We start from the raw sequence: 6,556 nt of genomic DNA, 5'->3' as shown, positions 1-6,556 counted from the left end.
TTTTGCGAGATTAAAACATTTCCGTGCTATTGCAACTCGATTTGATAAACTGGCACGCAATTATAAATCTATGATTCGTATAGCCTGTATATTTATTTGGTGCAAAGCCAAATGAGGACACACCCTAAAATAATTTATATTTTAACTCTATTCAGTTTTTATCATCAATCCAGAAAGATAGTTACAAATTGCTATGTATATAGTCAATAACTTGGGTAGAATAGCTTCAATTTTAAAATTTAAAAATAATCTCTGGGAAAACGTGTGCGACACTTTCAACTAGCTGCTTTATTGGCATGTGGCATTGCTACTACAGGGTGTGCAGTCACCTCTGGTTTACAAACATATGACTTACCTAGCGAAGGCGTTTTTCAAACCGACCTCGGTACGACAGTCAATGTCATAAAACTCACTCAAGATTCTATGATGGCTGTTCAGCCTGCTGTACAGAATATTCAACAACAATATGCCCATCTGTTTAACACACAGCATCGTAACTACAATCTGAGTCCAGGTGATATTTTATCGATTTACTTATGGGCTTATCCTGAGCTTACCTCTCCTAGCAATAGTATTAACAATGATCAAGCTGCTCAGGCTAATGGTTTCCAAATTGATTCAGAAGGTTATATTCAGTTTCCCATTATTGGCCGTTATAAGGCCGCTGGAAAATCACTGACACAAGTCAATCGTGAATTACGCAGCCAATTATCACGTTACCTGAAAAACCCAGATGTGATTGCGCGAGTATTGTCTTATCAAGGCCAGCGTTACTCAGTACAAGGTAATGTGATGAAGGGCGGTCAATTTTACTTAAGTGACCAACCTGTAAGTGTTTATACTGCTTTAGGTATGGCAGGTGGTGTGAATGCACAACAAGGTGATAATGCCTCTATTACATTAGTACGCCAGGGACGTTCATATAGTTTAAATACCGTAGAGCTAGAAAAAGCAGGGCTTTCTCTGCATCACTTGTTGATCCAGCCAAATGACACGTTATATGTCAACAACCGTGAAAATCAAAAAATTTATGTGATGGGTGAGTCGGGTAAAAACCAATCTTTAGCATTGCGTGATCAAGGCATGAGCTTAAGTGATGTTTTAGGTGAAAGTCTCGGTCTTAATCCACTTTCTGCCAGTCGCAGTAAGGTTTATGTGGTGCGTAGTCAGCCCACGACTACTCACACTGAAGTCTACCAGATGGATTTGACCAGCATTGCTGATTTTGGTCTGGCCAATCAGTTTAAGATGCGCAGCAATGATATTGTGTATATCGATGCCTCTGGCTTGGCGCGCTGGCAGCGTGTCGTCAACCAGATTATCCCATTCTCAAATGCTTTGTATAATTTAGACCGTTTGGGGAATTAATGAAAATCAATCATATTTTAGTGGTTTGTATTGGCAATATTTGTCGTAGCCCCATGGCAGAATACTTTTTAAAACAGCAATATCCGCATTTACAGATTGAGTCTGCGGGTATTGCTGGCGTGGTTGGACATGCAGCCGATGAAAAAGCCAGTCTATGCATGCAACGCTTTGAGATTGATATGAGTGCGCATATTGCAAAAAAACTCAATGCTGAGCTGATTAAAAAAGCTGACCTAGTTCTTGTGATGAGTCAGAATCAGCAAAAACATATCGAACAGACCTGGCCATTTGCCAAAGGTAAAACCTTTAGACTGGGGCATTGGCAAAGTAAAAATATTGCCGATCCTTATCAGCATGATCAAACATTTTTTGATGACACCTGTCAATTAATTCAAGACTGTATTGCTGACTGGAAAAAATATATTTAATTTTTTTAATATTTTCACTTTTTTGATATTTAAATTATGAGTCAAACCGCCAACACCGAAGACACCATTGACTTAAAGGAATTGTTTTTTTCCTTGATTGCGCAATGGAAACTGATTGCCCTGTGCATTATTTTAAGTTTGATCTGTGCCTTACTGTATTTAAGAACCACACCGGATACCTATTCAGTAGATGCTATGGTGCAAGTCGAAGACAGTAAAGGGACTTCAGCTGCTTTATTGGGTGATTTATCCAGTATGATCGAGCAAAAATCCCCTGCTCAAGCCGAAATTGAAATTTTAAAATCGCGTTTGGTGCTCGGTGAGGTCATTAACCATTTAAATTTAAATATTCGTGTATCTGGGACAGAAGACAGTTTCTGGAATCGGTTAGTGGCTAAACATGAATACGACACCACCTATTCAGAAAAATCAGTATTGTTTCAAGACAATCGAAATAGTTTCGATATTCGCCAGTTTGATATCCCACAATATTTCCAGGATAAAAACTTAATTTTAAGTTTGAAAGAAGGCAAATATAGCCTGACTGATGAGACAACTGAACAGGTGGTTTTTTCTGCGCCTCTAAACCAGATCAGTCAATCCTCATCTGAATACGGTCTTTGGAAAGTAGGTGTCTTTAGTCAAGACCGTTTCGATGCCACGTATAATATTCAAAAACAGAGCTTGCCTGCTGCCATGCAGTCTTTGACCAGTAACTACTCAGTGGCTGAAAAAGGCAAGATGACCGGTGTATTAGGTCTGAACTATCAAGGCGAAGATACGCAGCACATTACTCAAGTCCTGAATGCCATTCTAGCTGCTTACAGCCAACAGAATATTGAACGTCGATCTGCAGAAACTGCGCAGACACTTAAATTCCTGGAAAATCAATTACCGGAACTAAAACAACAACTTGATGTTGCAGAGCGTGAATTCAACCGCTTCCGCCAACAAGCAAATACAGTGGATGTTACGAAAGAATCGGAATTATACTTAACCCAAAGCATTACTTTAGAGACACAAAAAATCCAGCTGGAGCAGCAGGTTGCAGAAGCTTCATCCAAATATATGGATGAACATCCGATGATGCAGCAAATGAATGCACAACTCGCTGCAATCAATAAAAAAATTGCAGAGCTAGATGGAACATTAAAACGTTTACCTGAACTACAGCGCCAGTACTTACAATTGTTCCGTGAAGTTGAAGTAAAACAGCAGCTGTATACAGGTTTACTCAATTCATACCAGCAACTTCGTATTGCCAAAGCTGGTGAAATTGGGAATGTCCGTATTGTCGATACTGCAGTTGAACCCATTCAACCGATTAAACCCAAAAAATTACAGATTCTGATTTTGTCGATTTTTCTGGGAGGATTCCTCGGTACATTATTAGCACTGTTACGTAATATGATGCGTTCAGGCATTAAAGATGCTACTCAGATTGAAAATGAGCTGGATCTGCCAGTGTATGCCACCGTACCGCGTTCTTTAATTCAAGAAAGTCGTATCAACCTGCTGAAAAAGAAAAAAAATATTCCTATTCTTGCGGTTAAAGACAGCGGTGATATTGCGATTGAAAGCCTGCGCAGTATGCGCACCGCAATTCACTTTGCCTTAATGAATGCCAGCAATAATATAATTGCCATTTCTGGTCCTGCTCCAGAAATTGGGAAATCATTTATTACCACCAACCTCGCGACTATTTTAGCGCAAGGTGGAAAACGGGTACTCGTCATTGATGGAGATCTGCGTCGTGGTTACTTGCATAAGTATTTTAATGCCGACATAAAACCCGGTTTAGCAGAACTGTTAAACCATCAAAATACTTATGAAGATATTGTCCAAAATTCTACTGTAGAAAACCTGTTCTTTGTCACTCGCGGCAAGAGTCCAGTCAATCCGTCTGAACTGTTAAGTACCGATAAATTCAAGGCTTTCCTGGATCAGGTATCTGCTCATTTTGATCACATCTTAATTGATACTCCGCCAGTACTTGCTGTTACTGATGGTATTATTATTGCGCAATATGCAGGGGTCAATTTATTGATTGCCCGTCATGGAAAAACGCAAATTAAAGAACTTGAAATTACGGTTAATCGTTTTGAACAGGCCAATGTAAAAGTTAATGGCGTGATTCTGAATGACGTACAAAAAGGTGCAGCGGGTAGTTATGGTTATAATTATGCCTATGCCTATACTGCACATAAAGATAATGACTAATCTATTCTAAACTCAAATTTCACACTCTGTCTGAACAGGGTGTGAAATTATCCTTCCTTACATTTATTGCAAATGATTGTTATTGAAAAAATCAACTAAAAAACCTATCGTGGTTATAGTTTAAAAGTCCTAAGAATATACAAGAATGTTATCTAAGATACTGCTCGCTACCTTGGCATTAAGTTCTTCCCTCGCCTTTGCATAAGGCATTACTTTAAATGCCCCAAACTTACGCACCGATTTAAACTGGCTCAATCAGCAGGGTGTGATTCAAATAAGTACGTCGACTTGGCACATTTGAATACCAATAACCAGTTGCTTAAAGCATCCTTATTTGCAGAAACCGATCAAAAGAATATTCCTCAGGCCTTTGGTGATCAGCAAAAAGCGCAATATCAGGCAGGCATCGAGCTAAGTGTGGATAACGAGAACTGGGATGCCAGAATTCGTGTGAATGCAGAAAAAGATCTACAGATTGACAATGATCAAGGTCATAATCTTGAAGGTGCATAGATCGCTGGAAAATGTTGGAACCAATGGTTGATTGCTGAGCAGACCCCACTTATTGGAGTCCTGCACATGATGGCAGTTTAATTCGTGATGATGCCAGCCGTCCTGTCTATGGCGTGACGATGCAGCGTGCCGAACAGAATGCTTTTGTAAAAAAAGGTTGGTCTGGATTGGACCTGGGCAATATCAAGCTTTTGCAGGGCAGTTGCAGGATTATGATGCAGTGCCTGACGCCAAATTGATTGACTTACGTGTGACTGCACAACCCTTGCCTTATTTAGAACTGGGTGCATCGCGAGCTATGCAATGGGGTGGCGGTGATCGTTCAGAAAGCTTGTCCACACTTTGGAATGCTATTAAAGGCAATGATAACTTTGATAATAGTGATGATGATAAGTCTAATCAAATTGCCGGTTTTGATGTGCGCTTAAAGCTACAACCACTGCTGCAAGTCCCAGCGCAATATGTCGGTGAAGATGAAGCGGGCGGCTTGCCGGCCAAAAAATGTATTTGGCTGGAGTCGATTATTCATCAAGTTATAACAATATGCCTTTCCAACTGTATACAAAATGGGCAGACACTCGTACCAATGGCAAGGTACAGGGCATTTCCTATAATCATAGGATACCGATGGTTTTTACCAACATGGCTATCCCCTAGCACATGCTATGGGTGGTGATGGCCAAATGCTGTCTGTAGGTGACGATATTCGCTTGGATCATCTCAATCGTGTTAATACACGCATCCTATATTTGCGAAATTTGACCAAGCAGCTAATCGACCTGATAGAGGCATTACTAATTTCGCTTTTCCAGCGCAGGATGAATTAAAAGCACTAGATCTAACCTGGACACATTATCTACGCCCAGACATTACACTTAAACTGAATGCAAAAGTGAGTGACTCTGAGGTATACGGTAACGATGGTGGTGTATCAATTGGTATCGAATTACCATTAGAAAAGGGCTTATTTTCCTATTAAGACCTAATTCAACACTCAAGTGCGGGAGATAGCGACAACTCTCCCATATCTCCCCAAATACTGATGAAACTGAAAATAAAAAACCAGCACTTGCTGGTTTTTTTATTAAGTATCCAATAATGGTTGGAACTGCCCTACACCGACTGAACCAGTCTTTAAAAGTGATTGACCCCAGCCCGCTGATAAATCAGCTACTGATGAGAGAGGGGGGCAATAATCAACATACTTATCAACTCATATATGGCTCAGTAGCTCAGGACTGGCTATACCTTTTATTAATCACTTGCGTCAGCATCAATTTTCTAACCTGAATGTCACCTTAGTCTCAACCCACTTGTCATACACTTAGTATTTTTTGTAGAACTGTCAATCTAACATTCAGTTTTTCACTCGTATTTCATTCGATACCTGTAGCTGGTAGCCATAGGTACATTATGCTAATACTCGCTTATGCTCAAAATTAATAGTTTAGATATAATCTTGCAGTACTCCGCATTTAGCCTTCGTGAAAGTCTTATTTATCCATGCTTGGTGTTATTTCACCTCTTTTGTAAATAAGCTAGTGTCATGAATACTTTTTTTTGAAAACCGCGCAGCACCGACTTCCTGATCAGGAGCATTAATTCCCTCTTGGCTTAGCATTACCTTAGCAGTTTTGAACATAATTTTAAAATCAAACCAAATATTATACTGTTCAACATATTGCACATCTAATTCAAATTTTTCTTCCCAAGATAAATTGTTGCGTCCACTCACCTGAGCAAGCCCTGTCATACCAGGTTTTACCTCATGGCGTCGCATTTGTTCATCTGTATAATGTTCTAGAAATTCTTTCATTTGAGGGCGAGGCCCAACAATACTCATATCTCCTTTTAAAACATTAATCAGTTGAGGCATTTCGTCTAAGCTGGTTGAACGTATCTTCTGGACCAAGCTGCAAAGCGATGATGATATCTGTATTTTTGACCGTTCCTGGTATGGGCGGGTGCTGGTAGAGCGGATAGAAGGTTTTGCCAGTGCCGCAGAATGGCAACGTGCGTATGCGGAA

The 6,556-nt window shown here is 40.0% G+C and carries 3 protein-coding genes and 5 pseudogenes; 7 read left to right on the top strand and 1 reads right to left on the bottom strand.

What is annotated here, in order from left to right; translation table 11 throughout:
- The 6 genes and pseudogenes from FTV48_RS13665 to FTV48_RS13645 all read left to right on the top strand — a co-directional run.
- Positions 1–115: pseudogene (locus FTV48_RS13665) on the top strand (IS5/IS1182 family transposase); the annotation flags it as partial.
- 149 nt (positions 116–264) lie between these two features.
- A complete protein-coding gene (locus FTV48_RS13660; protein WP_180000706.1) occupies positions 265–1,368 on the top strand; it encodes a polysaccharide biosynthesis/export family protein in 1,104 nt (367 codons plus the stop codon).
- On the top strand, positions 1,368–1,796 hold the full coding sequence (locus FTV48_RS13655; RefSeq protein ID WP_005094751.1) for a low molecular weight protein-tyrosine-phosphatase: 429 nt from the start codon (positions 1,368–1,370) through the stop codon (positions 1,794–1,796). Before FTV48_RS13660 ends, FTV48_RS13655 begins: the two co-directional genes overlap by 1 nt.
- A 36-nt stretch (positions 1,797–1,832) precedes the next feature.
- A complete protein-coding gene (locus tag FTV48_RS13650; RefSeq protein ID WP_180000705.1) occupies positions 1,833–4,016 on the top strand; it encodes a polysaccharide biosynthesis tyrosine autokinase in 2,184 nt (727 codons plus the stop codon).
- A 145-nt stretch (positions 4,017–4,161) separates the two neighbouring features.
- Positions 4,162–4,308 (top strand): annotated as a pseudogene (locus FTV48_RS15245) (capsule assembly Wzi family protein); the annotation flags it as partial.
- Between the two features lie 35 nt (positions 4,309–4,343).
- Positions 4,344–5,508 (top strand): annotated as a pseudogene (locus tag FTV48_RS13645) (capsule assembly Wzi family protein); the annotation flags it as partial.
- 534 nt (positions 5,509–6,042) lie between these two features.
- On the opposite strand, the pseudogene FTV48_RS13640 reads toward FTV48_RS13645, so the two are convergent.
- Positions 6,043–6,435, bottom strand: a pseudogene (locus tag FTV48_RS13640) (sugar transferase); the annotation flags it as partial.
- 25 nt (positions 6,436–6,460) lie between these two features.
- On the opposite strand from FTV48_RS13640, the pseudogene FTV48_RS15240 reads away from it, so the two are divergent.
- Positions 6,461–6,556 (top strand): annotated as a pseudogene (locus FTV48_RS15240) (hypothetical protein); the annotation flags it as partial.

The organism is Acinetobacter sp. YH18001 (assembly GCF_013416975.1).
Classification (GTDB): Bacteria; Pseudomonadota; Gammaproteobacteria; order Pseudomonadales; family Moraxellaceae; genus Acinetobacter; species Acinetobacter pseudolwoffii.
Note: the sequence above shows the minus strand (reverse complement) of the source record. Positions and strands in the feature narration are given on the sequence as shown.

Coding starts and splice junctions, on each gene's coding strand:
- FTV48_RS13655 (WP_005094751.1), top strand. CDS start 1,368: ATGAAAATCAATCATATTTTAGTGGTTTGTATTGGCAATATTTGTCGT.
- FTV48_RS13650 (WP_180000705.1), top strand. CDS start 1,833: ATGAGTCAAACCGCCAACACCGAAGACACCATTGACTTAAAGGAATTG.